Source organism: Streptomyces sp. NPDC091412 (assembly GCF_044756885.1).
In the GTDB taxonomy this organism is placed as follows: Bacteria; Actinomycetota; Actinomycetes; order Streptomycetales; family Streptomycetaceae; genus Streptomyces.
The window spans coordinates 477,445-501,527 of sequence record NZ_JBIVTV010000001.1 but is presented as its reverse complement, the minus strand read 5'-3'; the positions used below and the strand labels follow the sequence as shown (position 1 = coordinate 501,527).

Sequence of the window (24,083 nt, the reverse complement as noted above, 5' to 3'; positions counted from 1 at the left end):
CTCGTCAGACGCGTCATGCGGGGTGTCTCCGGGTGGACGACGTGAGATTGACGCCAAGCCCTAGTATCGCCCATACCTAACAGGTATACATGGCCTGAGCCGGGCGAAGGTGCCCGGCGCCGGTGTGCAAGGAGGAACCTATGCGGTGGATCCACGCCGCCGGTAGGGGCCTCCTTGTTCTGGTCGTGGTCATGACCGGCTATATCTCCTCGGGTGCCCGGGCGACCGAGCGGAGCGGTGAGGGCCGCGGCCCGCTCACCCTGGCCACCGCGGGCGACCTGACCGGCTACCTCGGCCCGCTGCTGGAGGGCTGGAACCGCACCCACCCCACCGAGAGGGTCACCCTCGTCGAGCTGCCCGACGCCGCCGACGAGACCCGCGAGCAGATGGCCACCGACCTGCGCGGCGGCAACCGCAGCCGGTTCGACGTGCTCAACATCGACGTCAACTGGACCTCGGAGTTCGCCGCCGCCGGCTGGATCCGACCGCTGCCGCGCGAGCGCTTCCCGCTGGAGACGTTCCTGCCCCCGGTCGTCGACACCGCCACCTACGACGGACGGCTGTACGCGGTCCCGTACGTCACCAACGCCGGCCTGCTGCTGTACCGCAAGGACGTCCTGGCCAAGGAGGGCGTCCCGCCGCCGCGCACCTGGGCCGAGCTGGAGCACGCCGCCCGGACCATCGCGCCGAAGTACGGACTGGACGGCTACGCGGGCCAGTTCCTGCCGTACGAGGGGCTGACCGTCAACGCGGCCGAAGCCGTGTACTCGGCGGGCGGCACGATCCTCGGCGACGAGGGCGAGCGCGTCACCGTCGACTCGGGCGCGGCCCGCGAGGGCATCGGCTTCCTGGCGCGCGGCTTCGCCGAGGGCTGGATCCCCGAGGAGGCGCTGACGTACAAGGAGGAGGAGTCCAAGCAGGCCTTCCAGGACGGCCGGCTGCTCTTCCTGCGCAACTGGCCCTACGCGTACGCCGTCGCCTCCGCCGAGGGCTCCGCGGTCGCCGGGAAGATCGGCGCCGTACCGCTGCCCGGACCCGACGGGCCGGGGACCAGTGTCCTCGGCGGCTCCAACCTGGCCGTCAACACGCACGCGCGGCACCCCGACTCGGCCGCGCGCCTCATCGCGTACCTCACCAGCGAGCCCGTCCAGCGCCAGGTGCTCACCGAGGGCGCGCTGCCGCCCGTGCGCGCCGCGCTGTACGAAGACCCCGCGCTCGTACGGCGGTTCCCGTACCTGCCGACCCTGCGTGCGTCCGTGCTGGCCGCCGCGCCGCGCCCCAAGAGCCCGCACTACGACCAGGTCAGCCTGGTGGTTCAGGCGGTCGTGCACGACACGCTGGCCGGGCGGCAGACCCCCGAGGCGGCCGTGCGGCGCCTCGCGCGCGAGCTCGACGCCATCGCCGGGCGCTCGTAGCGCTTGTACCGCTCACGGCGGAAGCGCGGTAGTAGTTACTTGTTAGGTAACGCCGCCATCACATCTATGGTCATACCGTCCGGACAAGTCCGGACATGAGAAGTCAACTGCCCAGTAGCTTCTGTTTCGTTCGTTGACACCTTCGTGACACCGATACCTAACATGCATGCATAACTGCTGCCTTCACAGGAACAGGTCAATGGATTGAACAGGCATGGTTGGTGGCGCGACGCGGTGATCTACCAGGTCTACGTGCGCAGCTTCCTGGACAGCACCGGCGACGGCATCGGCGATCTGGCCGGGGTCCGGGCCGGGCTGCCGTATCTGAAGAAGCTCGGCGTCGACGGCATCTGGCTGAGTCCCTTCTACCCCTCCCCGCAGCACGACCACGGCTACGACGTGGCCGACTACTGCGGAGTCGATCAGCTCTTCGGCGACCTCGCCGAGTTCGACCTGCTGATGGCCACCGCCCATCGGCTCGGGATCAGGGTGCTCCTCGACATCGTCCCCAACCACTGCTCCAGCGAGCACCCGTGGTTCCGCGAGGCGCTCGCCGCCGAGCCCGGCAGCGACGCCCGTGCCCGCTTCCACTTCACCGACGGCCGCGGCCCGGACGGCGCCGAGCCGCCCAACAACTGGCACGCCATGTTCGGCGGCCCCGCCTGGACCCGGATCACCGAGCCGGACGGCCGCCCCGGCCAGTGGTACCTGCACATGTTCACGCCCGAGCAGCCCGACTGGAACTGGCGCAACCCCGAGATCCCCGCCGAGTTCGAGCGCGTCCTGCGCTTCTGGCTGGACCGGGGCGTGGACGGCTTCCGCATCGACGTCGCCGCCGGCCTGTTCAAGCACCCCGAACTGCCCGACTCCCCGGACCCGGAGGCCGACGCCCGCACCCGCGACTCGGTCAACCCGCTCGCCTGGAACCAGCCCGAGGTGCACGACGTGTGGCGGCACTGGCGCGCGGTGTGCGAGGAGTACACCGCCCGCGACGGCCGCGAACGCCTGCTGGTCGGCGAGGTGTCCGTGCCCAGCGCCCGCGAACACGCCATGTACGTCCGCCCGGACGAACTGCACCAGGCCTTCTTCTTCGACCTGCTCGGCGCCCCCTGGGACCCCGACGCCTTCCGCAAGGTCATCTCCGAGGCCATGCAGGACATCGCCGGCACCGGCTCCACGGTCACCTGGGTCCTCAACAACCACGACCAGGTCCGCACCGTCACCCGCTACGGCGAGGCCGCCATGGAGGGCAGCGGACTCGGTGCCGCCCGCGCCCGCGCCGCCGCGCTGCTGATGCTGGCGCTGCCCGGAGCCGCGTACGTCTACCAGGGCGAGGAACTCGGCCTGCCCGAGGTCGTCGACCTGCCCGACGACGTGCTCACCGACCCGATCTTCCGCCGCACCGGAAGCCGCGCCCGTGTCCGCGACGGCTGCCGGGTACCGCTGCCCTGGTCGGGGCAGGTCTCCCCGTTCGGCTTCACCTCCGGGACCCAGAGCGCCAAGCCCTGGCTGCCGCAGCCCCCGTACTTCGCCGAGTACGTCACCGAACGCGCCCTCGCCGACACCCGCTCGTTCTGGCACCTGTACCGCGACGGCCTGCAACTGCGTTCCGCACTGCCCCAGCTGGGCGAGGGCTCGCTGCGCTGGCTGGACACCCCGCCGGACGTCCTCGCCTTCGTCCGCGGCGACGGCCTGGTCTGCGCCGTCAACTTCGGTACCTCGCCCACGACCGCGCCGGTTCCCGGCACCCCGCTGCTGGCCAGCGGCGACTGCCCGCCCGGAGTGCTTCCCGGGTCCACCGCCGCCTGGTGGATCACCGAAGGCACCGACCTCTGAACCTCGTCAATTCCCCACCTTCCGAAGGGACATCAACGATGATGCGACGACGTACCACCCTGCTCACCGGCTGCACCGCCCTCGTCCTCGCCCTCGGCGCCACCGCCTGCGGCAGCGACGACCCCGTCTCCGCGGGCGGCGGCGACAAGACGCTCGACGGCCAGACGGTCACCGTGGCCGGCGTCTGGTCCGGCAGCGAGCAGAAGAACTTCCAGAAGGTGCTGGACGCGTTCTCCGCGAAGACCGGCGCCAAGACCCAGTTCATGTCGACCGGCGACAACGTCTCCACCGTCGTCGGCAGCAAGATCGAGGGCGGCAACGCCCCCGACGTCGTGATGGTCCCGCAGGTCGGCGTGCTCCAGCAGTTCGCCAAGAAGGGCTGGCTGGAGCCGCTGTCCGACACCACCCAGAAGTCGGTGGACGCCAACTTCGCGCCGGTGTGGAAGAAGTACGGCAGCGTCGACGACACCCTGTACGGCCTGTACTTCAAGGCCGCCCACAAGTCGACCGTCTGGTACAGCCCCGACGCGCTCGACCAGGCCGGCGTCAAGCCGCCGGCGACGTACGACGAGATGCTCAAGGCCGGGCACACCCTCTCCGACTCCGGGCTCGCCGCCTTCGCGGTCGCCGGACAGGACGGCTGGACCCTGACCGACTGGTTCGAGAACATCTACCTCTCCCAGGCCGGCCCCGAGAAGTACGACGCCCTCGCCGCGCACCAGCTGAAGTGGAACGACGACAGCGTGGTCAAGGCGCTCACCACGCTCGGCAAGCTGTTCAAGGACAAGCAGCTGATCGCGGGCGGCCAGAAGGGCGCCCTCAACACCGACTTCCCGGGCTCGGTGGAGAAGGTCTTCGGGCCCAAGCCTGAGGCCGGCATGGTCTACGAGGGCGACTTCGTCGCGGGTGTCGCCCACGACCAGTTCGACCGGACCATCGGCAAGGACGCGGACTTCTTCCCGTTCCCGCCGGTCGACGGCGGCAACGCGCCGGTCGTCAGCGGCGGCGACGCGGCCGCCGTCCTCAAGGACGGCAAGAACGCCAAGGCCGGCATGAAGCTCCTCGAGTACCTGGCCACTCCGGAGGCCGCGGCCGTCTGGGCCAAGGCCGGCGGCTTCCTGTCCCCGAACAAGAACCTCGACCTCGCCTCCTACGGCGACGACGTCACCCGCGCCACCGCCAAGTCCCTGGTCGCGGCGGGCGACTCCGACGCGGTCCGGTTCGACATGTCCGACCAGGCCCCGGCGTCCTTCGGAGGCACCAGCGGCGTGGGCGAGTGGAAGCTGCTCCAGGACTTCCTGCGCGACCCGTCCGACCCGAAGGGCACCGCGGCGAAGCTGGAGGCCGCGGCGGCCAAGGCGTACAAGAACCAGGGCTGACGCACCATGACCGCCACCACGCTCGCGAAGGAGAAGGGAGCGGGCCCCCCGACGCCCGCCGCGCGCGCCGAACGTACTCGGCGCGCGCGGCGGCGGGGGCGGGTCGTCGCGCTGCTGTTCGTCTTCCCCGCACTGCTGCTGCTCGGCGCCCTCGTCGTCTACCCGGTCCTGTTCTCCGTCGGCCGGAGCTTCTTCGACGCCTCCGGCACCCGGTTCGTCGGCGGGGACAACTACACCGAGATGTTCCGCGACCCCGCGACGCTGAAGGCCGTCCGGAACACCATGATCTGGGTCGTCGTCGCCCCGGCGCTGCTCACCGGGCTCGGACTCATCCTCGCCGTACTGGTGGAGAAGGTCCGCTGGGCGACGGCGTTCAAGCTGCTGCTGTTCATGCCGATGGCCGTGTCCTTCCTGGCCGCCGGCATCATCTTCCGGCTCGCCTACGACGAGGACCCGGACAAGGGCGTCCTCAACGCCGCCGTGGTCTCCGTGCACGACGCCTTCAAGGGATCCCCGTCCTACCCGAGCGCACGCGCCCGTGAGGGATTCGGGCTGACCCAGGGCCGGGACGGCTCGTACCTCACCGACGCGAGCCTCTCGCCGGGCGCCACGGTGACCCTGCCGATGGTCGGCGTGCTGCCCAAGGACCTGCCCGGCGATGCCTCGCCCGCCCGCCCGGTGGAGGGCGGGAAGGCCGCCGGGGACGAACTGCGCGGAGTCGTCTACCTGGACTTCGCGCCCGGCGGAGGCGGCACCCAGGGCAAGGTCGACCGCGGCGAGAGCGGCCTGCCCGGCATGAAGGTCGAGGCGGTGCGCGACGGCCGGACGGTCGCGACCACCACCACGGGCTCCGACGGCTCCTTCCGCTTCACGGGCCTGACTTCGGGCTCGTACGAGGTGAAGCTGCCGCACGCCAACTTCGCACAGCCCTACCAGGGCGTCTCCTGGCTCGGCCCGACGCTCGTCACCCCGATGATCATCGGTGCCTACCTGTGGATCTGGACCGGATTCGCGATGGTGCTGATCGGCGCCGGACTGTCCGCGCTGCCGCGTGACGCGCTGGAGGCGGCGCGCATCGACGGGGCCAACGAGTGGCAGATCTTCCGCCGGATCACCGTGCCGCTGCTCGCCCCCGTCCTCACCGTCGTCTTCGTCACCCTCGTGATCAACGTGATGAAGGTCTTCGACCTCGTCTACATCATCGCGCCCGGCCCGGTGCAGCAGGACGCCACCGTGCTGGCGACCCAGATGTGGCTGGTGTCCTTCGGCGGTGGCAACAACCAGGGCCTCGGCAGCGCGCTCGGCGTGCTCCTGCTGCTCCTGGTGATCCCGGCGATGGTGTTCAACGTCCGCCGCTTCCGAAGGAGTCAGCGATGAACGCGGTCAGGCGGGGCCTGGGCAACGGGCTGGTCCAGGCCGTCCTCGTGGTGATCGGCCTGGTCTGGATGACCCCGCTCGCGGGACTCTTCCTGTCGTCGCTGCGCTCGGCCCAGGACACCGCGAAGGGCGGCTGGTGGACGGCGCTGGCCAGCCCCGGGCAGCTGTCCTTCGACAACTACTCGGCACTGCTGAAGAACTCGGGCATCACCAAGGCCTTCTGGAACACGGTGCTGATCTCGGTGCCCACGACGGTCCTGGTCGTCGTCATCGCGGCGCTGGCCGGATACGCCTTCGCCTGGCTGGACTTCCCGGCCCGTGAGCCGCTGTTCCTGCTGGTGGTGGCGATGCTGGTGGTGCCGGTGCAGATCGGACTGCTGCCCGTCGCCAAACTCTTCGGCCAGCTCGGCCTGTTCGGCACGATCCCCGGTGTGGTCCTGTTCCACGTGGCCTACGGACTGCCGTTCGCGGTGTTCCTGCTGCGGAACTACTTCGCCGAGATGCCGAAGGAGATGCTGGAGGCGGCCCGCATGGACGGGGGCAACGAGTGGCGGATCTTCACCCGGCTGGTGCTGCCGGTGGGGCGGCCCGCGATCGCGAGCCTCGCCATCTTCCAGTTCCTGTGGGTGTGGAACGACATGCTGGTGGCGCTGCTGTTCGCCGACACCTCCTCGCAGCCGCTGACGGTGGCACTCCAGTCGCAGATCCGGCAGTTCGGCAGCAACATCGATGTGCTGGCGCCGGGGGCGTTCCTGTCGCTGGTCGTGCCGGTGGTCGTGTTCTTCGCCTTCCAGCGGCACTTCGTGCAGGGGGTGATGGCGGGGTCGGTGAAGTGACGGCGATCCCCGGTTCGGCCTGAAAAAGCAAGGTGCGGCGGCGGTGAGGAACACCGCCGCCGCACCTTGCCGTTCACGCCGAGGCCGGTGGATACAGCGATCGTGGCAGCTGTGAGGCCGCCGCCGTGTCCAGGAGCCACAGGGTGCGGGCGCGGCCCTGGGCGCCGGCCGCCGGGGCCTGGATCTCACCCGCGCCCGAGAGGGCCATCGCCACCGCGTTGGCCTTGTCCTCGCCGGCCGCCAGCAGCCACACCTCGCGGGCCGAGCGGATGGCGGGCAGGGTGAGGGAGACGCGGATGGGCGGCGGCTTGGGGGAGCCGTGCACGCCGATCACCGTACGCTCCGTCTCGCGCACCCCCGGGTGTTCCGGGAAGAGGGACGCGACATGGGTGTCCGGGCCGACGCCCAGCATCAGGACGTCGAACGACGGGACCGCGCCGTGGTTCTCGGGGCCGGCCGCGCGGGCCAGCTCCTCGGCGTAGGCCTCCGCCGCCGCCTCGACGTCCGCGCCGTAGGGACCGTCCGACGCCGGCATGGCGTGCACGCGTTTGGGGTCCAGCGGCACGGAGTCCAGCAGGGCCTCGCGGGCCTGCGTGACATTGCGTTCCGGGTCGCCCTCCGGCAGGAACCGCTCGTCGCCCCACCACAGGTCCAGCCGGCCCCAGTCGATCGCGTCGCGGGCGGGCGCGGCCGCCAGCGCGGCCAGCACCCCGTTGCCGTTGCGGCCGCCGGTGAGGACCACGGACGCCGAGCCCGTCGAGGCCTGCGCGTCCACGATCCGGGTGATCAGCCGGGCCGCGGCGGCCTGCGCCATCAGCTCCTTGTCGTGGTGGACGACCAGTTGCGGAGTGCTCACTCGGCGGCCTCCTCCTGGGGGACGGGCACCGCGACCGGCTCCTTCGCGGACGCCTTCGAACCGCCGGACGCGCCGGCGCCGTCCAGCCGGTCCACGCCGAACCGCAGCGCGGACGCGTACGTGTCGTCCGGGTCCAGCCGCCGCAGTTCCTCCGCGATCAGCTCGGCGGTCTCCCGCCGCTTCAGTGCCACCGCCCGCTCCGGCTGCCCCTGGATGGACAGGGTCGCCAGCCTGCCGTCGGCCCGGTCCAGGGCGATCGGGCCGCAGCTGGTGTCCATGCGGACCGCGGTCAGACCGGGGCCCGCGGACTGCGAGCGCTTGACCGGGACGTCCAGCCGGTCCGCGAGCCACATCGCCAGCAGCTCGCAGCTCGGGTTGAACTCCTCGCCCTCCACCTCCACGGCCCTGACCTCGCAGGTGACCTGGTCGAGGGCGGCGGCCAGCATCGAGCGCCACGGAGTGATCCGGGTCCAGGACAGGTCCGTGTCGCCGGGCGTGTACGCCTCGGCCCGCGCGGAGAGCTCCCGCACCGGCTGCTCGGCGGCGTACGTGTCGGTGACCCGGCGCTGCGCCAGGGCGCCCAGCGGGTCCTTGGCCGGTTCGAGCGGGGCGTTCACCGGCCACCAGACGACGACCGGCGCGTCGGGGAGCAGCAGCGGCAGCACCACCGACTGGGCGTGGTCGGCCACCTCGCCGTGCAGACGCAGCACCACCGTCTCGCCGGTGCCGGCGTCCGCGCCCACCCGCACCTCGGCGTCCAGCCGCGAGGACGTGCGGTCGCGCAGGGTGCGGGCGTGCCGCTTGATGACCACCAGCAGGCGCGAGGGATGCTCCCGCGAGGCGTCTCCGGCGGCCTTCAGCGCGTCGTAGGCGTTCTCCTCGTCGGTGACGATGACCAGCGTGAGCACCATGCCCACGGCCGGGGTGCCGATCGCCCGCCGGGCCCGCACCAGCGCCTTGTTGATCTTGCCGGCCGTGGTGTCGGTCAGGTCTATCTTCATGGCCGGCGCCAGCTCCGTCCGTCTCGTGCGAGCATCTCGTCCGCCTCGGCGGGCCCCCACGTCCCGGAGGGGTACTGCGCGGGCCTGCCGTGCTTGTCCCAGTACGTCTCGATCGGGTCGAGGATCCGCCAGGACAGCTCGACCTCCTCGGTGCGCGGGAAGAGGTTGGAGTCGCCGAGCAGCACGTCCAGGATCAGGCGTTCGTACGCCTCCGGGCTGGACTCCGTGAAGGACTCGCCGTAGGCGAAGTCCATCGACACGTCCCGGATCTCCATCGACGTGCCGGGCACCTTGGAGCCGAAGCGGACCGTGACACCCTCGTCCGGCTGGACGCGGATGACGATGGCGTTCTGCCCGAGTTCCTCGGTGGCCGAGGAGTCGAAGGGGGAGTGCGGCGCCCGCTGGAAGACGACCGCGATCTCGGTGACCCGACGGCCCAGACGCTTGCCGGTGCGCAGATAGAAGGGGACGCCCGCCCAGCGGCGGTTGTCGATCTCCAGCTTGACGGCCGCGAACGTGTCGGTCTTCGACTTCTTGTCGATGCCCTCTTCCTCGAGGTAGCCGATGACCTTCTCGCCGCCCTGCCAGCCCGCCGCGTACTGCCCGCGCACGGTCGACCTGCCCAGGTCCCTGGGCAGCTTCACCGCGCCGAGCACCTTGGTCTTCTCCGCGGCCAGCGCGTCCGCGTCGAAGGAGGCGGGCTCCTCCATCGCGGTCAGGGCCAGGAGTTGCAGCAGGTGGTTCTGGATGACGTCGCGGGCGGCGCCGATGCCGTCGTAGTAGCCGGCCCGGCCGCCGATGCCGATGTCCTCGGCCATGGTGATCTGCACATGGTCCACGAAGGACCGGTTCCAGATCGGCTCGAACATCGTGTTGGCGAAGCGCAGGGCCAGGATGTTCTGGACGGTCTCCTTGCCCAGGTAGTGGTCGATGCGGAAGACCTGGTCCGGGGCGAAGACCTCGTGCACGATCGCGTTGAGCTCCTCGGCCGACCTCAGGTCGTGGCCGAAGGGCTTCTCGATGACCGCGCGCCGCCACGAGCCGTGGCTCTGGTCGGCCAGCTGGTGCTTCTTCAGCTGCTGGATGACCACCGGGAAGGACTTCGGCGGCACCGACAGGTAGAAGGCGAAGTTGCCGCCCGTGCCCTGTGCCTTGTCCAGTTCCTCGATCGTGCCGCGCAGCCGCTCGAACGCGTCGTCGTCGTCGAAGGTGCCCTGCACGAAGCGCATCCCCTGGATGAGCTGCTGCCAGACCTCCTCCCGGAACGGCGTGCGCGCGTGCTCCTTGACGGCGTCGTGCACGACCTGGGCGAAGTCCTCGTGCTCCCAGTCGCGGCGGGCGAAGCCGACGAGCGAGAAGCCCGGCGGCAGCAGACCCCGGTTGGCGAGGTCGTACACCGCGGGCATGAGCTTCTTGCGCGACAGGTCACCGGTGACACCGAAGATGACCAGGCCCGACGGCCCCGCGATACGCGGGAGCCGTCGGTCGGCGGGGTCACGGAGCGGGTTCGCTCCGGTGACGGAAAGGGGCGCCAAGGTTCTCAGCCCTCCGCGGGAGCGAGGCGCTCCAACTCCGCCTCGGTGGACTTGAGCAGGTCGTTCCAGGACGACTCGAACTTCTCGACGCCCTCGTCCTCCAGGACCTGGACCACGTCGTCGTACGAGATCCCGATCCGCTCCAGCGCGTCGATGTCCGCGCGGGCCTGCTCGTAGGTGCCGGTGACCGCGTCGCCGCGGATCGCGCCGTGCTCCTCGGTGGCCTCCAGCGTGGCCTCGGGCATGGTGTTCACCGTGTTCGGCGCCACCAGCTCCTCGACGTACATGGTGTCCTTGTACGCCTTGTCCTTCACTCCGGTGGACGCCCACAGCGGACGCTGCTTGTTGGCGCCCTGCCGCTCCAGCGCGCTCCACCGGTCGGAGGCGAAGACCTCCTCGTACGCCTCGTAGGCCAGACGCGCGTTGGCCACGCCCGCCTTGCCGCGCAGCGCCTTGGCCTCGGCGGTGCCGAGCTCGTCGATCCGCCGGTCGATCTCGGTGTCCACGCGGGACACGAAGAAGGACGCCACCGAGTGGATCTTCGACAGGTCCAGACCGCGCCCCTGGGCCTTCTCCAGGCCGCTCAGGTACGCGTCCATCACCGCGCGGTAGCGCTCCAGCGAGAAGATCAGGGTGACGTTGACGCTGATGCCGTTGCCGATGGTCTCGGTGATCGCCGGCAGGCCCGCCCTGGTGGCCGGGATCTTGATGAGCGTGTTGGGCCGGTCGACCAGCCAGGCCAGCTGGCGGGCCTCGGCGACCGTCGCCCTGGTGTTGTGCGCCAGGCGGGGGTCCACCTCGATGGACACCCGGCCGTCCTTGCCGCCGGTGGCGTCGAAGACGGGGCGCATGATGTCGGCGGCGTCCCGGACGTCCGCCGTGGTGATCATGCGGATGGCCTCTTCCACCGTGACCCGGCGGGCGGCCAGGTCGGCGACCTGCTGTTCGTAGCCGTCCCCCTGCGAGATCGCCTTCTGGAAGATCGTCGGGTTGGTGGTGACGCCCACGACGTGCTGCTGGTCGATCAGCTCGGCGAGGTTGCCGGACGTGATCCGCTTGCGCGACAGGTCGTCCAGCCAGATCGCGACGCCTTCGTCGGAAAGGCGCTTCAGTGCGTCTGTCATGGAAATTACATCTCCTACGGGTCGTATATGAGCGTCAGCGCTGGGCGGCGGCGATGGATTCCCGGGCCTTGTCGGCCACGTTCTCCGCGGTGAAGCCGAACTCGCGGAAGAGCACCTTGGCGTCGGCCGAAGCACCGAAGTGCTCGAGGGAAACGATGCGGCCGGCGTCTCCCACGTACTTGTGCCAGGTCAGTCCGATACCTGCCTCGACCGCGACGCGTGCGCGCACGGCCGGCGGCAGCACGCTGTCCCGGTACCCCTGGTCCTGCTCCTCGAACCACTCCACGGACGGCATGGACACCACCCGGGTGGGGATGCCCTCGGCCTGGAGCCGCTCGCGGGCCTCCACGGCCACGTGCACCTCGGAACCGGTGGCGATCAGGACGACCTGTGCCGCGGTGTTCTGCCCCTCGGGCCCCTCGGCCTCGAACATCACGTAACCGCCGCGCGCGGCGTCGTCGTTGGGCTCGTACGTCGGCACGCCCTGGCGGGTCAGCGCCAGACCGTGCGGGGTGCCCTTGCCGAACTCCTTGGTCCAGCGGCGCAGGATCTCGCGCCAGGCGATCGCGGTCTCGTTGGCGTCGGCCGGGCGGACGATGCTCAGGCCCGGGATGGCGCGCAGCGAGGCCAGGTGCTCGACCGGCTGGTGGGTGGGGCCGTCCTCGCCCAGACCGACGGAGTCGTGCGTCCAGACGTACGTCACCGGCAGGTGCATCAGGGACGACAGGCGCACCGCGTTGCGCATGTAGTCGGAGAAGACCAGGAAGGTGCCGCCGTAGACGCGGGTGTTGCCGTGCAGCGTGATGCCGTTCATCGCCGCGGCCATCGCGTGCTCGCGGATGCCGAAGTGGATGGTGCGCCCGTACGGGTTCGCCTCCGGCAGCGGGTTGCCCTCGGGCAGGAACGACGAGGTCTTGTCGATGGTGGTGTTGTTCGAGCCGGCCAGGTCCGCCGAGCCGCCCCACAGCTCCGGGATCACGTCGCCGAGCGCCTGGAGCACCTTGCCGGACGCGGCACGCGTGGCCAGGCCCTTGCCCGCCTCGAACACCGGGATCTTCTCGTCCCAGCCGGCGGGCAGCTCGCCCGCGGCGATCCGGTCGAACTCGGCGGCCCGCTCGGGGTTGGCCTCGCGCCAGACCTGGAGCGACTTCTCCCACTCGGCCTTGGCCCGGCGGCCCCGCTCGACGGCGGCGCGGGTGTGGTTCAGCACCTCGTCGGAGACCTCGAAGTGCTGCTCGGGGTCGAAGCCGAGGACGCGCTTGGTGGCCGCGACCTCCTCCTCGCCCAGGGCCGAGCCGTGCGCGGCCTCGGTGTTCTGCGCGTGCGGGGCCGGCCAGGCGATGATCGAGCGCATCGCGATGAAGGACGGCCGGTCGGTGACGGCCTTGGCCGCCTCGACGGCCGCGTGGATCGCCTGCGGGTCGAGGTCGCCGTCCTCCTTGGCCTCCACGCGCTGCACGTGCCAGCCGTAGGCCTCGTACCGCTTGACGGTGTCCTCGGAGACGGCCGTCTCGGTGTCGCCCTCGATCGAGATGTGGTTGTCGTCCCACAGCAGGATCAGGTTGCCGAGCTTCTGGTGGCCGGCCAGCGAGGACGCCTCGGCGGAGATGCCCTCCTGGAGGCAGCCGTCACCGGCGATGCAGAAGACGAAGTGGTCGAACGGGGACGCGCCGGTGGGGGCCTCCGGGTCGAACAGGCCGCGCTCGTAGCGGGCGGCCATCGCCATGCCCACCGCGTTGGCGACACCCTGGCCGAGCGGGCCGGTCGTGGTCTCCACGCCCGCCGTGTGCCCGTACTCCGGGTGGCCGGGCGTCTTCGAGCCCCAGGTGCGGAAGGACTTCAGGTCGTCCAGCTCCAGCCCGAAACCGGCCAGGTACAGCTGGGTGTAGAGGGTCAGGGAGGAGTGGCCGGCGGACAGCACGAAGCGGTCGCGCCCCACCCACTGCGGATCGGCCGGGTCGTGCCGCATCACCTTCTGGAAGAGGGTGTAGGCGGCGGGAGCCAGACTCATCGCCGTACCGGGATGGCCGTTGCCGACCTTCTGTACGGCGTCGGCGGCCAGGACGCGCGCGGTGTCCACGGCACGCTGGTCCAACTCGGTCCACTCGAGGTCTGTGGTGGTCGGCTTGGTGCTCACCCTGGGTCAGGGCTCCTCTCCACATGTCGGATGCCGGCGTACGGGGGGACCGCGCACCGGTTGCCGGCGTTCTCGGCGTCGGCCGGACGTTGCCGAGCCTATCCCGTCAGAACGTGCGTTTTTCCGCGTCGTTCCAGAGTGGCGGGACTCTCCGGGATCCGCCTCCCCGCTGGTCGGAATCGCATTCGGCACATGAATACGGGGCTGCTCATCCGATCGCTCAATCGAGCCGGATCGTGCCCGTCCGGAGGGCCCCGCCAACACGACCCGACCCCCGCGAATGTCCGGGTCTGGGCAACGTCTACAGTGGCGTGGTACGCGCGAGTCCTTACCGTCGGTTCACACGGGCGGCTCGCTGGGAGTCTCTGTCAGGGGTGTGCGTGACGGCCGTCGAATCCCGTCCAGCGGGGGTACTCGGTGCGAGCCAGAGCCCGAGTCACCGGCCGTTCGGGGCCCGTGTCAAGGCGTTTGTGGCGCTGACCAAGCCGCGGATCATCGAACTGCTGCTGATCACCACCGTTCCGGTGATGTTCCTGGCGCAGCGGGGCGTGCCCGACCTGGGGCTGGTTCTGCTCACCTGTGTCGGCGGCTACCTGTCCGCGGGCGGCGCCAACGCGCTGAACATGTACATCGACCGCGACATCGACGCGCTCATGGACCGCACCTCCCAGCGCCCGCTGGTCACCGGCATGGTCAGCCCGCGCGAGTGCCTGGCCTTCGGCATCGCGCTGGCGGTCGTCTCCACGCTGCTGTTCGGCCTCACCGTCAACTGGCTGTCCGCGTGGCTGTCGCTCGGAGCGCTCCTCTTCTACGTCGTCGTCTACACGATGATCCTCAAGCGCCGTACGTCGCAGAACATCGTGTGGGGCGGCATCGCCGGCTGCATGCCGGTGCTGATCGGCTGGTCCTCGGTCACCAACTCGATGTCCTGGGCGCCCGTCATCCTCTTCCTCGTCATGTTCTTCTGGACGCCGCCGCACTACTGGCCGCTGTCCATGAAGGTGAAGGACGACTACGCGCGCGTGGGCGTCCCGATGCTGCCGGTCGTCGCCTCCAACAAGGTGGTCGCCCGCCAGATCGTGCTCTACAGCTGGGTGATGGTGGGGGTCTCGCTGCTGCTGACCCCGCTCGGCTACACCGGCTGGTTCTACACGGTGGTGGCGCTGGCGGCGGGCGGCTGGTGGCTGTGGGAGGCGCACGCGCTGCAGAACCGGGCCAAGGCCGAGGCGACCGGCGCGAAGCTGAAGGAGATGCGCCTGTTCCACTGGTCCATCACCTATGTGTCGCTGCTGTTCGTGGCGGTGGCGGTGGATCCGTTCCTGCGCTGACCCCCCGTACGGGTCGTAGCGGTTTTCCCCGGGCGGGGTGCGTGGTCAAGGCCACGCACCCCGCCCGTCGCCGTTCGGTCTACTCGTGGGTAGCATCTGGCCATGGCAGACACGCAGCAGGTTGACCCCAAGGCCGAGCGCAGGGCCGCCCGCCTCGCCCGGCGGATCGGCTCCTTCTCCAAGGCCCACGGAGGCGCCGAGGGACAGGTCGCCTACCTCGGGGAGCGCGGCGCCAGGATCGTCCTGGTGGGCGAGGACGGCACCTGGGGCGACCTCGTGGCCCCGACGTACGCCATCGCCGAGCAGGCGGTGGAGAAGGCCGGGATCACCGTCCACGAGACGTTCGACGGCGAGTTCGCGGCCAAGGTGCGGACGGGTCCGTACGAGTGGAGCCGCATGGCGGGCCTCCAGCTGGGCGGCCCGTCCAACGGCTGACCGCATCCGACGAGCCGGGTCAGCAACACCTGACGGCGGGTTCATCCGTTAGGGCCTGACGGAGGCAGCGGGCCCAGCGTCGGGAGAACCGGATGATCGAAACGCCGTCCCTCGTGGATCAGCACTGCCACGGGGTCCTGAGAACGGAGCTGGGCCTCGGCACCTTCGAGGCCCGGCTGGCCCGTACCGAGGGCCCGCCCGCGCCGGGCACCACGCTCTTCGACACCCAGACCGGTTTCGCCCTGCGCCGCTGGTGCCCTCCGCTGCTCGGACTGGAGCCGCACTGCCCGCCCGCGCGCTATCTCGCCCGGCGCCGGGAACTCGGGGTGCTGGAGGCCGGCCGCCGTCTGCTGCGCGGCAGCGGCATCACCACCTACCTCGTCGACACGGGGCTGCGGGGCGACCTGACCGGGCCCGGTGAGATGGCGGCCGCGGGCGACGCGGCCGCACACGAGATCGTGCGCCTGGAACCGCTGGCCGAGCAGGTCGCCGACACCTCCGGCACCGTCGATTCGTTCCTCACCAACCTCGCCGAGGCGGTGCACGGTGCCGCCGCGCACGCCGTCGCCTTCACCTCCGTGGCCGGCGTACGGCACGGGCCGGCGCTCGCGGCGGAGCCGCCCGGCCCGGGGGAGGTGCGGGGCGCCGCGGGCCGCTGGCTGGCCGGGCGGCGGGTCGGCGGGGAACTGAGCGACCCGGTGCTGCTGCGGCACCTGCTGTGGATCGCGGTGGCCTCCGGGAGGCCGCTCCAACTGCACGCGGGGCTCGGCGGGCCGGGCTCAGCCGGTACGGATCCGCTGCCGCTGACGGACTTCGTCCGGGCGACGGCGGGCCTGGGCACCGATCTCGTCCTGCTGTGCGGCCATCCGTACCACCGCCACGCCGCCCGCCTCGCCGGACTCTTCCCGCATGTGTACGCCGACTCGGGCGCCGCGCTGGTCCGCACCGGCGCCCGCGCCGCGACGGTCCTCGCGGAGATCCTGGAGCTGGCCCCGTTCGGCAAGGTCCTCTTCTCCAGCGGGGCACAGGGGCTGCCCGAGCTGCATGTGCTGGGCGCACACCTGTTCAGGGAGTCCCTGGAGCGGGTGCTCGGGGGGTGGGTCGCCGAGGGCGCCTGGTGCCCCGCCGACGCTCAGCGCGTGGCGACGATGGTCGCGGCGGAGAACGCCATGCGGGTGTACGGGCTGGGGTGAACCCCGGCTGACCCCCGGTTGATCCCCGGCACGGCCCGGCTTCAGGCCTGGCCGGCCTCCGGCGGTCCGGCTCCGTGCCCGGCTGACCCCCGGCGGTCCGTTCTCAGGCCTTCGCCAGCGTCGCCTCGGTGGCGGGACCCGGCAGGTCGGCCACCGCCTCCGGCCGCTCGCGCAGCGACAGCAGCACGCGCAGCACCCAGATCCACATGACGCAGGACCCCAGCATGTGCAGTCCGACCAGGACCTCGGGCAGGTGCGTGAAGGACTGGACATAGCCGATGGCGCCCTGGCCCAGCAGGATCAGGAACAGTTCGCGGGTCCGCGCCAGCGGGCCCCGCGGCGCGTCGACGGCCTTGAGGATGAACCACAGGGCGAACGTCAGCGTGACCACGATCCACGCCAGCACGGCGTGCAGCTTGGCGACCGTCTGCCAGTCGATCGGGATGCGGGAGACCTCCTGGGAGTCGCCCGCGTGCGGCCCGGCGCCCGTGACCACCGTGCCCACCGCGATCAGCAGCACGCTCGCGAGGACCAGGAATCCCACCAGCTGCCGGATCGGCTTGCCGACCAGCGGGCGCGGCTCGGCGTCACCTTCGCGGGTGCGCTGCCACATCACCGTGGCGACCGCGATCAGCGCCGAGGAGAGCAGGAAGTGCGCCGCGACGGTGTACGGGTTCAGGCCGACGAGCACGACGATGCCGCCGAGCACCGCGTTGCCCATGACCACCCAGAACTGTGCCCAGCCCAGCCGGGTGAGGCCGCGCCGCCACGGCTTCTGGGCGCGCGCGGCGACGATCGCCCAGCCCACGGCGGCGCACAGCACGTACGTCAGCATCCGGTTGCCGAACTCGATCACGCCGTGCACACCCATCTCGCGGGTGGTGGTCAGCGAGTCGTCCGTGCAGGTGGGCCAGGTCGGGCAGCCGAGGCCCGAGCCGGTCAGGCGGACGGCGCCGCCGGTGACGACGATGACCACCGCCATCACCAGCGCGGAGAGGGCCGCCCGCCGGACGGTCCTCGGATGCGGGGTCCAGCGTTCGGCGATGAAGGCGAGCGGGTTGCGCACGGCGGACACGGTGTCGGCGCGGGTCAGGTTTGGCACGCGATCCATCGTAGGCGTCCGCTTGTGCACCGTTTCACGAGGGTCCGTCGTGCCCTACTCCCAGCGGAAGAACTTCCCGGCGGCCGCGAGCCCCGCCACCGCCCAGACGGCGAGGACCGCCAGGTTGCCCCAGGGCATCCCGGCGCCGTGCTGGAGCACGTCCCGCAGCCCGCCGGAGAGCGCCGAGATGGGCAGCAGGCCGAGCACGTCCTGGGCGACGGGCGGGAACTTGTCCAGCGGGACGATCACCCCGCCGCCGACCAGCAGCAGCAGGAAGACCAGGTTGGCGGCGGCCAGCGTGGCCTCCGCCTTCAGCGTTCCCGCCATCAGCAGGCCCAGCCCGGAGAAGGCGGCCGTGCCGAGGACCATCAGCACAAGCACGGCGAACGGGTTGCCGTGCGGCGACCAGCCGAGCGCGAACGCGATCACGGTCAGCAGCACGACCTGGAGCACCTCGGTGACCAGCACCGACACCGTCTTGGCGGTCATCAGCCCCCAGCGCGGCAGCGGCGAGGCGGCCAGCCGCTTCAGCACGCCGTAGCGCCGCTCGAAGCCGGTCGCGATGGCCTGCCCGGTGAACGCGGTCGACATCACGGCGAGCGCGAGGACGCCGGGGGTGAGGAAGTCCACGGCCCTGCCCGCGCCGGTGTCGACGATGTCCACCGAGCTGAACAGCACCAGCAGCAGCGTGGGGATGACGACGGTGAGCAGCAGCTGCTCACCGTTGCGCAGCAGCATCTTCGTCTCCAGCGCCGCCTGCGCCGCGATCATGCGGGTCAGCGGGGCCGCGCCGGGCTTCGGGGCGTACGTACCGGTGGCGGTGGTCACGAGCGCAGCTCCTTGCCGGTCAGCTCCAAAAAGACATCCTCCAGGGTGTGCCGCTCGACGGAGATGCGGTCCGGCATCACGCCGTGCTGCGCGCACCAGGACGTCACCGTCGCGAGCAGCTGCGGGTCGACCTTGCCGACGACACGGTAGGAACCCGAGGTCAGCTCGGCGGCCGAGGAGTCGGTGGGCAGTGCCTTGAGGAGGGAGGCGACGTCGAGTCCCGGGCGGCCGGTGAAGCGCAGGGTGTTCTCGGCACCGCCGCGGCACAGCTCCTCCGGGGAGCCCTGGGCGATGACCCGGCCGGCGTCGATGATCGCGACGTCGTCGGCGAGCTGCTCGGCCTCGTCCATGTGGTGCGTGGTGAGGATCACCGACACGCCGTCGGCGCGCAATTCGCGCACCAGGTCCCAGGTGGCCCGGCGGGCCTGCGGGTCGAGTCCGGCGGTCGGCTCGTCGAGGAAGACCAGCTCGGGCCGGCCGACGACGGCCATGGCGAGCGCGAGCCGCTGCTGCTGGCCGCCGGACAGCCGGCGGTACGAGGTCCGCCCGCAGCCGCCGAGCCCCAGGCGTTCCATGAGGGCGTCGACGTCCAGCGGGTGGGCGTGCAGCCTGGCGACGTGCCGCAGCATCTCGTCGGCCCGGGCGCCGGAGTACACGCCACCCGACTGGAGCATCACGCCGATACGGGGTCTGAGCCGCGCGGACTGTCCCACGGGGTCGAGGCCGAGGACGCGCACCGTGCCGGAATCCGGCCGCCGGTACCCCTCGCAGGTCTCGACCGTCGTCGTCTTGCCCGCGCCGTTGGGGCCGAGCACGGCGGTCACGCCCGCCCGGGCCACCAGGTCGAGGCCGTCCACCGCGGTCTTCGTGCCGTACCGCTTCACCAAGGCCTGGACCTGGACCACGGGCTCACTTCGCATGGGGCCAAAGTCTAGGGACGCGCCGAACGGCTCAGGCGGCCGGGTGAGGGAAGTCATCCTCCCGGGGCCGGTGCACCGTGAGCCACCGCTCCGCGTACGCCACCGCGTCCGCCACGGGGAACAGCCGCGACCGGGCGGCGCCCACCGTCCCGCGGACCACCGGCCGGTCGCGCTCGAAGTCGTGCCCGAGTTCGTCGAACCGCTCGGAGGTGATGGACACGTCGGTGACGACCTCCCAGCCGTGCGGCCCGGGCCGGCCCTCCCGGGTGAGCGGTCCGGGGATCCGGTACTCGGCCAGGTGGAAGCAGGTGCAGGAACCGTATCCGGCGCCCAGCAGCAGCACCCGGGCCCCGAGCGCCTCCAGGCGGGCGAGCGGGCTGCGCTCGCCGAACCGGCAGTCGGTGGCGTGCCCGTCGACGATCGCTGCGGCGCGCGGGCCGATCGCCGCGAACGAGGCGTCCGGGTGCGCGCTGCGCAGGGCGCCCGGCCAGGTGCGCACGGTCTCCGGGATCACTCCGACCCCGAAGGAGGGGCTGACGCGGGGGTCGTAGGCGGGCAGCGTGGCCCGGATGGTGTCCCACCACTCCTCGGGCACCGGGGGTCTGCTCCAGCGCGCCGGGTCGGAGAGGTCGCCGCAGTGGGTGGGGACCACGAGCGTGCCGTCGGGACCGAGCGCGTCGAGCAGTCCCTGGACGACCGCGACCTGGCCGCCGCAGACCCAGCCGAGCGAACTGAGGGAGGAGTGGACGAGGAGGGTCTCGCCGGGGCGTACGCCGAGGTCGCGCAGTCCTTCGGCGATCGTGTCCCGGGTGACGAGCGGGCCGGTCGGCGGCGGTGTGGGCATGGTCGGGGAGTCTGACGCATCGCCCCGGACGGTGCCACTCGTTTGATCGATCGGAGATCGTTTCCGCAGGTCGGATTAGGTTTGCCTAAGTGACGCAGGGCACCGCCCGTCCGGATCAAGGCCGCTTGTCAGTCCGCGAGGAATTACGCAACAATGGCGTTGTGAAAAACGTCGGCGAGGCTCGGGAGACCCTCACGGGGGTCCCGCAGGAGGAGTTCGCGGCCGGGGTGCGCTCGGATCGGTCCACGCGCAACCGGGTCGCGCGGTCCATCCTGGACCACGGCCCGTCGACCGTCGCCGAGCTGGCCGGCCGGCTGGGGCTCACCCAGGCCGCCGTACGGCGCCACCTGGACGCCCTGGTCGCCGACGACGTGGTGGAGGCGCGGGAGCAGCGGGTGTACGGCGCGCGGACGCGCGGCCGGCCCGCCAAGGTCTTCGCGCTCACCGACTGCGGGCGGGACGCCTTCGACCAGTCGTACGACAAGCTCGCCGCGGACGCGCTCCGCTGGATCGCCGAGCGGGAGGGCGGGCCGGAGGCGGTCGCCGCCTTCGCCCGGGCCCGGATCGCCGCGCAGGCGGGCGCGTACCGCAAGGCGATCGAGGCCGTCACCCCCGACCAGCGCACCGAAGCGCTGGCCAAGGCCCTGAGCGTGGACGGGTACGCTGCTACGGCGCGCAACGCGCCCCTCCCGCAGCGGGGTGAGCAGCTCTGCCAGCACCATTGCCCGGTCGCCCACGTCGCGGAGCAGTTCCCGCAGCTGTGCGAGGCGGAGACGGAGATCTTCGCCGAGCTGCTGGGTACGCACGTCCAGCGACTGGCGACCATCGCGCACGGCGACGGCGTCTGCACGACGTTCATCCCCAAGATTTCCCAGACCGATCACCAAAGCCACAACGCATCCGCAAGCACGGCCGGGAGGAACCCCGCATGACTCTCCCCACGGAGACTGCTCACCCCGAACTCGAGGGCCTGGGCAAGTACGAATACGGCTGGGCCGACTCCGACACGGCCGGCGCCTCTGCCAGGCGCGGTCTGGACGAGGAGGTCGTCCGCGACATCTCGGCGAAGAAGTCCGAGCCGGAGTGGATGACCAAGCTGCGCTTGAAGGGTCTGCGGCTCTTCGAGAAGAAGCCCATGCCGAACTGGGGCTCGGACCTGTCGGGGATCGACTTCGACAACATCAAGTACTTCGTGCGCTCCACGGAGAAGCAGGCGGAGTCCTGGGAGGACCTGCCCGAGGACATCAAGAACACGTACGACAAGCTCGGCATCCCCGAGGCGGAGAAGCAGCGCCTCGTCGCCGGCGTCGCGGCCCAGTACGAGTCGGAGGTCGTCTACCACCAGATCCGCGAGGACCTGGAGGAGCAGGGCGTCATCTTCCTCGACACGGACACCGCGCTGAAGGAGCACCCGGAGCTCTTCAAGGAGTACTTCGGGACCGTCATCCCCGTCGGCGACAACAAGTTCGCCTCGCTGAACACCGCCGTGTGGTCCGGCGGCTCCTTCATCTACGTCCCGCCGGGCGTCCACGTGGAGATCCCGCTCCAGGCCTACTTCCGCATCAACACGGAGAACATGGGCCAGTTCGAGCGGACCCTGATCATCGTCGACGAGGGTGCCTACGTGCACTACGTCGAGGGCTGCACCGCCCCGATCTACAAGAGCGACTCCCTGCACAGCGCGGTCGTCGAGATCATCGTCAAGAAGAACGCCCGCTGCCGTTACACGACCATCCAGAACTGGTCGAACAACGTCTACAACCTGGTCACCAAGCGCGCCGTGGCCTACGAGGGCGCGACCATGGAGTGGATCGACGGCAACATCGGCTCCAAGGTGACGATGAAGTACCCGGCCGTCTACCTGATGGGCGAGCACGCCAAGGGCGAGACCCTGTCGATCGCCTTCGCGGGCGAGGGCCAGCACCAGGACGCCGGTTCCAAGATGGTCCACATGGCGCCGAACACCTCGTCCAACATCGTCTCCAAGTCGGTGGCCCGCGGCGGCGGCCGTACCTCGTACCGCGGCCTGGTCGAGATCGGCGAGGGCGCCGCGGGCTCCAAGTCCAACGTGCTCTGCGACGCGCTGCTCGTGGACACCATCTCCCGCTCGGACACGTACCCCTACGTGGACGTCCGGGAGGACGACGTGTCCATGGGCCACGAGGCGACCGTCTCCAAGGTCTCCGAGGACCAGCTCTTCTACCTGATGAGCCGTGGCCTCTCCGAGTTCGAGGCGATGGCGATGATCGTGCGCGGCTTCGTCGAGCCGATCGCCAAGGAGCTGCCCATGGAGTACGCGCTGGAGCTCAACCGGCTGATCGAGCTGCAGATGGAGGGCGCGGTCGGTTAAGCACCGACCCGGGCCGGCGAAACCGCCGGCCCGCAGTCCGCCGTCAAGCCCATACGCAAGAAAGCGAGCAATACGACAGCCATGGCTGAGGCCCAGAACATCCCCGTCGGTTCGACGACCGCCGGCCAGATCGCGGTCGCCGCCGAGTCGACCGTCGCCACGCGCATGAGCGCGCCGCCCTCCTTCGACGTGGCGGACTTCCCGGTCCCGCACGGCCGCGAGGAGGAGTGGCGCTTCACTCCGCTGGAGCGGCTGCGCGGTCTGCACGACGGCACCGCGACCGCCACCGGCGAGGGCGTCAAGGTGGACATCCAGGCCCCCGAGGGCGTCACCGTCGCGACCGTCGGCCGCGACGACGCCCGGCTCGGCAAGGCCGGCACCCCGGTGGACCGCGTCGCCGCCCAGGCCTACTCCGCCTTCGAGAAGGCCTCGGTCGTGACCGTCCCCAAGGAGGCCGTCCTGACCGAGCCGATCCGCATCGCGGTGCACGGCGAGGGCGGGGTCGCCTACGGCCACCAGGTCATCGAGCTCGGGGCCTTCGCCGAGGCCGTCGTCGTCATCGACCACACCGGTGACGCGGTACTCGCCGGCAACGTCGACTACCTGCTCGGCGACGGCGCCAAGCTGACCGTCGTCTCGATCCAGGACTGGGACGACAAGGCCGTGCACGTCGCCCAGCACAACACGCTGATCGGCCGGGACGCCTCCTTCAAGTCGGTCGTGGTCACCTTCGGCGGCGACGTGGTCCGCCTGAACCCGCGCGTGACCTACGCCGGCCCCGGCGGCGAGGCCGAGCTGTACGGCCTGTACTTCACCGACGCCGGCCAGCACCAGGAGCACCGCCTGCTGGTCACCCACAACACCCCGCACTGCAAGTCGAACGTCGCCTACAAGGGCGCGCTCCAGGGCGACGACGCGCACGCGGTGTGGATCGGCGACGTGCTGATCGAGGCCAAGGCCGAGGGCACGGACACCTACGAGATGAACCGCAACCTGGTGCTGACCGACGGCGCCCGTGTCGACTCCGTGCCGAACCTGGAGATCGAGACCGGCGAGATCGTCGGCGCCGGCCACGCCTCCGCGACCGGCCGCTTCGACGACGAGCAGCTCTTCTACCTGATGGCCCGCGGCATCCCGGAGCAGGAGGCCCGCCGTCTGGTGGTCCGCGGCTTCTTCGCCGAGCTGGTCCAGCAGATCGGTGTCACGGACATCGAGGAGCGCCTCATCGCCAAGATCGAGGAGGAACTCGAGGCGGCGGTCGCATGAGCGGCGCATTCGTACGCGTCTGTGGGCTGAGCGAGCTGGAGGAGGACACCCCGAAGCGGGTGGAACTCGACGGCACGCCGGTCTCGGTCGTGAAGACCGAGGGGGAGGTGTTCGCCATCTACGACATCTGCTCGCACGCGAACGTCTCGCTCTCCGAGGGCGAGGTGGAGGACTGCCAGATCGAGTGCTGGCTGCACGGCTCCAGCTTCGACCTCCGCACCGGCAAGCCGTCCGGCCTTCCCGCGACGCGCCCTGTCCCCGTATACCCCGTAAAGATCGAAGGGGACGACGTGCTCGTCTCCCTCACCCAGGAGTCCTGAG

21 protein-coding genes are annotated in these 24,083 nt (G+C 70.8%); 12 read left to right on the top strand and 9 right to left on the bottom strand.

Annotation, left to right across the window (positions count from 1 at the left end):
• Positions 1 to 140: 140 nt before the first annotated feature.
• From ACIQMV_RS02295 to ACIQMV_RS02275, 5 genes are all read left to right on the top strand, one after another.
• Positions 141 to 1,415 (top strand): ABC transporter substrate-binding protein, encoded by a 1,275-nt coding sequence (locus ACIQMV_RS02295; protein WP_402590478.1) that lies wholly within the window; start codon positions 141 to 143, stop codon positions 1,413 to 1,415.
• Between the two features lie 204 nt (positions 1,416 to 1,619).
• Entirely contained in the window at positions 1,620 to 3,251 is a 1,632-nt protein-coding gene (locus ACIQMV_RS02290; protein ID WP_402590476.1) for a glycoside hydrolase family 13 protein, read from the top strand.
• Between the two features lie 38 nt (positions 3,252 to 3,289).
• The gene (locus tag ACIQMV_RS02285; RefSeq protein ID WP_402590474.1) at positions 3,290 to 4,630 is read left to right on the top strand and encodes an ABC transporter substrate-binding protein; all 1,341 of its coding nucleotides are present in this window, start codon (positions 3,290 to 3,292) and stop codon (positions 4,628 to 4,630) included.
• A gap of 6 nt (positions 4,631 to 4,636) precedes the next feature.
• The gene (locus tag ACIQMV_RS02280) at positions 4,637 to 6,007 is read left to right on the top strand and encodes an ABC transporter permease subunit (protein ID WP_402590472.1); all 1,371 of its coding nucleotides are present in this window, start codon (positions 4,637 to 4,639) and stop codon (positions 6,005 to 6,007) included.
• Positions 6,004 to 6,843 carry a carbohydrate ABC transporter permease gene (locus ACIQMV_RS02275; RefSeq protein ID WP_141362026.1) on the top strand — a complete coding sequence of 280 codons (840 nt, stop codon included), beginning with the start codon at positions 6,004 to 6,006 and terminating at the stop codon, positions 6,841 to 6,843. Before ACIQMV_RS02280 ends, ACIQMV_RS02275 begins: the two co-directional genes overlap by 4 nt.
• A 73-nt stretch (positions 6,844 to 6,916) precedes the next feature.
• On the opposite strand, the gene pgl is transcribed toward ACIQMV_RS02275, so the two are convergent.
• Genes pgl through tkt form a run of 5 tightly spaced genes read right to left on the bottom strand, consistent with a single transcriptional unit; the run spans position 6,917 to position 13,496 of the window.
• Complete coding sequence (gene pgl / locus ACIQMV_RS02270; RefSeq protein WP_402590970.1) at positions 6,917 to 7,657, bottom strand: 6-phosphogluconolactonase; 741 nt, start codon at positions 7,655 to 7,657, stop codon at positions 6,917 to 6,919.
• A gap of 38 nt (positions 7,658 to 7,695) precedes the next feature.
• On the bottom strand, positions 7,696 to 8,700 hold the full coding sequence (gene opcA, locus ACIQMV_RS02265) for a glucose-6-phosphate dehydrogenase assembly protein OpcA (protein WP_141362030.1): 1,005 nt from the start codon (positions 8,698 to 8,700) through the stop codon (positions 7,696 to 7,698).
• A complete protein-coding gene (gene zwf / locus ACIQMV_RS02260; RefSeq protein ID WP_402590469.1) occupies positions 8,697 to 10,235 on the bottom strand; it encodes a glucose-6-phosphate dehydrogenase in 1,539 nt (512 codons plus the stop codon). Before zwf ends, opcA begins: the two co-directional genes overlap by 4 nt.
• Before the next feature lie 5 nt (positions 10,236 to 10,240).
• Positions 10,241 to 11,359: a transaldolase gene (tal, locus tag ACIQMV_RS02255; protein WP_141362034.1), complete on the bottom strand. Its 1,119-nt coding sequence runs from the start codon at positions 11,357 to 11,359 to the stop codon at positions 10,241 to 10,243.
• 34 nt (positions 11,360 to 11,393) lie between these two features.
• Entirely contained in the window at positions 11,394 to 13,496 is a 2,103-nt protein-coding gene (tkt, locus tag ACIQMV_RS02250; protein ID WP_402590466.1) for a transketolase, read from the bottom strand.
• 374 nt (positions 13,497 to 13,870) lie between these two features.
• Between tkt and ACIQMV_RS02245 the strand changes: the two genes are divergently transcribed.
• The 3 genes from ACIQMV_RS02245 (at position 13,871) to ACIQMV_RS02235 (ending at position 16,452) form a co-directional block, all read left to right on the top strand.
• Entirely contained in the window at positions 13,871 to 14,824 is a 954-nt protein-coding gene (locus ACIQMV_RS02245) for a heme o synthase (RefSeq protein WP_172633002.1), read from the top strand.
• A 102-nt stretch (positions 14,825 to 14,926) separates the two neighbouring features.
• Positions 14,927 to 15,259: a hypothetical protein gene (locus tag ACIQMV_RS02240; protein WP_402590464.1), complete on the top strand. Its 333-nt coding sequence runs from the start codon at positions 14,927 to 14,929 to the stop codon at positions 15,257 to 15,259.
• A gap of 92 nt (positions 15,260 to 15,351) precedes the next feature.
• Positions 15,352 to 16,452: an amidohydrolase family protein gene (locus tag ACIQMV_RS02235; RefSeq protein ID WP_402590462.1), complete on the top strand. Its 1,101-nt coding sequence runs from the start codon at positions 15,352 to 15,354 to the stop codon at positions 16,450 to 16,452.
• 103 nt (positions 16,453 to 16,555) lie between these two features.
• Here ACIQMV_RS02235 and ACIQMV_RS02230 read toward each other — a convergent pair whose 3' ends face one another.
• From ACIQMV_RS02230 to ACIQMV_RS02215, 4 genes are read right to left on the bottom strand one after another with little or no spacing between them, the layout of a single operon-like run.
• Positions 16,556 to 17,563 carry a heme A synthase gene (locus tag ACIQMV_RS02230; protein WP_402590460.1) on the bottom strand — a complete coding sequence of 336 codons (1,008 nt, stop codon included), beginning with the start codon at positions 17,561 to 17,563 and terminating at the stop codon, positions 16,556 to 16,558.
• 45 nt (positions 17,564 to 17,608) lie between these two features.
• Positions 17,609 to 18,325 carry an ABC transporter permease gene (locus ACIQMV_RS02225; protein WP_402590969.1) on the bottom strand — a complete coding sequence of 239 codons (717 nt, stop codon included), beginning with the start codon at positions 18,323 to 18,325 and terminating at the stop codon, positions 17,609 to 17,611.
• Positions 18,326 to 18,378: 53 nt separating this feature from the next.
• Entirely contained in the window at positions 18,379 to 19,302 is a 924-nt protein-coding gene (locus tag ACIQMV_RS02220) for an ABC transporter ATP-binding protein (protein WP_402590458.1), read from the bottom strand.
• 31 nt (positions 19,303 to 19,333) lie between these two features.
• Complete coding sequence (locus ACIQMV_RS02215; RefSeq protein ID WP_402590456.1) at positions 19,334 to 20,146, bottom strand: aminoglycoside N(3)-acetyltransferase; 813 nt, start codon at positions 20,144 to 20,146, stop codon at positions 19,334 to 19,336.
• A 161-nt stretch (positions 20,147 to 20,307) separates the two neighbouring features.
• Here ACIQMV_RS02215 and ACIQMV_RS02210 point away from each other — a divergent pair, with 161 nt between their 5' ends.
• The 4 genes from ACIQMV_RS02210 (at position 20,308) to ACIQMV_RS02195 (ending at position 24,082) form a co-directional block, all read left to right on the top strand.
• Positions 20,308 to 21,078 (top strand): metalloregulator ArsR/SmtB family transcription factor, encoded by a 771-nt coding sequence (locus ACIQMV_RS02210; protein ID WP_141362049.1) that lies wholly within the window; start codon positions 20,308 to 20,310, stop codon positions 21,076 to 21,078.
• The gene (gene sufB / locus ACIQMV_RS02205) at positions 21,075 to 22,496 is read left to right on the top strand and encodes a Fe-S cluster assembly protein SufB (protein WP_141362051.1); all 1,422 of its coding nucleotides are present in this window, start codon (positions 21,075 to 21,077) and stop codon (positions 22,494 to 22,496) included. The genes ACIQMV_RS02210 and sufB overlap by 4 nt, the downstream gene beginning before the upstream one ends.
• Positions 22,497 to 22,577: 81 nt before the next feature.
• Positions 22,578 to 23,762, top strand: coding sequence for a Fe-S cluster assembly protein SufD (sufD, locus tag ACIQMV_RS02200; protein WP_402590454.1), 1,185 nt, complete (start codon positions 22,578 to 22,580; stop codon positions 23,760 to 23,762).
• Positions 23,759 to 24,082 (top strand): non-heme iron oxygenase ferredoxin subunit, encoded by a 324-nt coding sequence (locus ACIQMV_RS02195; RefSeq protein ID WP_141362056.1) that lies wholly within the window; start codon positions 23,759 to 23,761, stop codon positions 24,080 to 24,082. The genes sufD and ACIQMV_RS02195 overlap by 4 nt, the downstream gene beginning before the upstream one ends.
• Position 24,083: the final 1 nt, after the last annotated feature.

Coding starts and splice junctions, on each gene's coding strand:
- ACIQMV_RS02235 (WP_402590462.1), top strand. CDS start 15,352: ATGATCGAAACGCCGTCCCTCGTGGATCAGCACTGCCACGGGGTCCTG.
- opcA (WP_141362030.1), bottom strand. CDS start 8,700: ATGAAGATAGACCTGACCGACACCACGGCCGGCAAGATCAACAAGGCG.
- sufD (WP_402590454.1), top strand. CDS start 22,578: ATGGCTGAGGCCCAGAACATCCCCGTCGGTTCGACGACCGCCGGCCAG.
- ACIQMV_RS02195 (WP_141362056.1), top strand. CDS start 23,759: ATGAGCGGCGCATTCGTACGCGTCTGTGGGCTGAGCGAGCTGGAGGAG.
- ACIQMV_RS02280 (WP_402590472.1), top strand. CDS start 4,637: ATGACCGCCACCACGCTCGCGAAGGAGAAGGGAGCGGGCCCCCCGACG.
- ACIQMV_RS02230 (WP_402590460.1), bottom strand. CDS start 17,563: ATGGATCGCGTGCCAAACCTGACCCGCGCCGACACCGTGTCCGCCGTG.
- tal (WP_141362034.1), bottom strand. CDS start 11,359: ATGACAGACGCACTGAAGCGCCTTTCCGACGAAGGCGTCGCGATCTGG.
- sufB (WP_141362051.1), top strand. CDS start 21,075: ATGACTCTCCCCACGGAGACTGCTCACCCCGAACTCGAGGGCCTGGGC.
- ACIQMV_RS02285 (WP_402590474.1), top strand. CDS start 3,290: ATGATGCGACGACGTACCACCCTGCTCACCGGCTGCACCGCCCTCGTC.
- ACIQMV_RS02240 (WP_402590464.1), top strand. CDS start 14,927: ATGGCAGACACGCAGCAGGTTGACCCCAAGGCCGAGCGCAGGGCCGCC.
- ACIQMV_RS02295 (WP_402590478.1), top strand. CDS start 141: ATGCGGTGGATCCACGCCGCCGGTAGGGGCCTCCTTGTTCTGGTCGTG.
- ACIQMV_RS02220 (WP_402590458.1), bottom strand. CDS start 19,302: ATGCGAAGTGAGCCCGTGGTCCAGGTCCAGGCCTTGGTGAAGCGGTAC.
- ACIQMV_RS02225 (WP_402590969.1), bottom strand. CDS start 18,325: ATGATCGCGGCGCAGGCGGCGCTGGAGACGAAGATGCTGCTGCGCAAC.
- ACIQMV_RS02275 (WP_141362026.1), top strand. CDS start 6,004: ATGAACGCGGTCAGGCGGGGCCTGGGCAACGGGCTGGTCCAGGCCGTC.
- ACIQMV_RS02215 (WP_402590456.1), bottom strand. CDS start 20,146: ATGCCCACACCGCCGCCGACCGGCCCGCTCGTCACCCGGGACACGATC.
- pgl (WP_402590970.1), bottom strand. CDS start 7,657: ATGGCGCAGGCCGCCGCGGCCCGGCTGATCACCCGGATCGTGGACGCG.